This is a genomic window from Streptomyces pseudoechinosporeus, from assembly GCF_054783935.1.
The window spans coordinates 1-1820 of the sequence record NZ_BAAGPS010000114.1; the positions used below are offsets into that span (position 1 = coordinate 1).

1 protein-coding gene is annotated in these 1820 nt (G+C 63.1%); it reads right to left on the minus strand.

The window, feature by feature from the left end; all coding sequences use genetic code 11:
- Positions 1–29: 29 nt before the first annotated feature.
- Entirely contained in the window at positions 30–1289 is a 1260-nt protein-coding gene (gene ltrA / locus ACYVO6_RS49475; RefSeq protein ID WP_461073642.1) for a group II intron reverse transcriptase/maturase, read from the minus strand.
- Positions 1290–1820 lie beyond the last annotated feature (531 nt).

Below are 1820 nucleotides of genomic sequence, written 5' to 3' on the forward strand. Positions count from 1 at the left end.
CCGTCATACGGCTCTTGTCGTTCTGATCGTCAGATCGATACGGCTGCGGTGGTGCAACGCCAGTGCGCGAACATACGGGGATACCGCTGGGCGATCTCGTGCATCTTCGCGATGGCCTTCCGCTTGGCCGCGAGCCGCTTGTACTTCCGGCGGATCCAGCGCACCAGGTAGGCGTTGATGCGCATCAGGAAGGGATCCAGTTCCCAGGGCCGGAACCGGCCGTAGTAGTTGATCCATCCCGCCACGACAGGGTTGATTCTGCGGGCGAGGTCTTGGAAGGACAGTTCCGAGCGGGTGTGCAGGTGCCAGGACCGCACTTCCCGCCCCATCTTCTTCAGGGCGTCCTTGCTGACCGCCGGCTCGAACGACAGGAACAGATTCCCGTGCCGGCTCCGGTTCAGTCTGGCGCGGAAGGTGTATCCGAGGAACGTGAACGCCGTGTGCTCGAAGGCACGTTGGCGTGCGCCGTCCCGGCAGTACACGATCCGGGTCTTGGCCGGATGCAGATGCAGTCCGACCTCGGCCATCCTGTCCCTGAGCGCGGCCAGCACCTCGTGGGCCTGACGCTCGGTGACGCAGTGCAGCACCGCATCGTCCGCGTAGCGTTCGAACCGTACAGTCGGGAACTCCCGGACCATCCAGGCATCGAACGCGTAGTGCAGGAACAGGTTCGCCAAAACGGGAGAAACCGGGGCGCCTTGGGGTGTCCCGCGCTCTCGCTCCAGCAGGGAGCCGTCCGGCAGTTGAAGCGGCGCACGGAGCCACCGATCAACGTACAACTTCACCCAGACGGCGTCCGTGTGCGCTTCCACAGCCTTGACCATGAGGTCCCAGGGCACGCTGTCGAAGAACTGGGTGATGTCGAACTCGACCACCCAGTCCCGTTTCCAGCAGCGTTCCCGGCACTTCTCCACCGCGTCCAAGGCAGACCGTCCGGGCCGGTATCCGAAGCTATCCGGATGGAACACAGGATCCACCCGGCGCATCAGATGCCGGGCCACGACGGTCTGGGCCACACGGTCGGCGACAGCGGGAATGCCAAGCATTCTCGTGCCGTCTCCGTGCGACTTGGGAATCGTCACCGCACGCACCGGGGGTGGAAAGTAGGAGCCCGATGACATCCGGTTCCAGACCTTGTAGAGATTGTTTCTCAGGTCCTTCTCGAAGTCAGCAATGCTCTGCCCATCCACCCCGGGCGCTCCCTTATTCGCCCTGACTTCCTCCCATGCTTCCTTGACTTCCCACTTCGAAATCTCAAACGGCTTGACCTGTGACTTCAACTGGTCCACCGAACTCCTCCCGGACGCTGTCCGGTTGATGCGATCAACACAGTCACGAACGACCCGGCCCCTTCGCTCCACCCCCATTACAGGGGCTTCACCACTACTACGAGCCGGTCCGCCAGCACACCCCGCATCGGTACTCAACCCCTCACAGTGTCCGCTGCTTGGGGTGCTCCCTCTCCCCCACCACAGGGGTGGGGCGGTATCGGGGTACGCCTTCTCCTGTTCCGCGCGGAAGCCGCAGACCGGACTCACGTCGCCTACATGCCGGACACCGCCTGGCCAATAGACGGGCACCCGCCAGGCTCATCCCGGAGTTCTGGTCACACTCCGGTTTCGATGTCGTTTGTAAGTTTTTCGACACGTCGGCAGCGATTCACTTGCGTTCGTCTTCCCGGTCCCCACCTGACGCCTCTCACGACGCCTTTTCCTCATCGCTCACCACGACAGTCTTCAGCTAACGCGGCATGAGGCGGTTTGACGTCTCCCCCCGCAGGGCGACGCCGAAGGGCCACAAATCCTTCATCTCCCGCACAG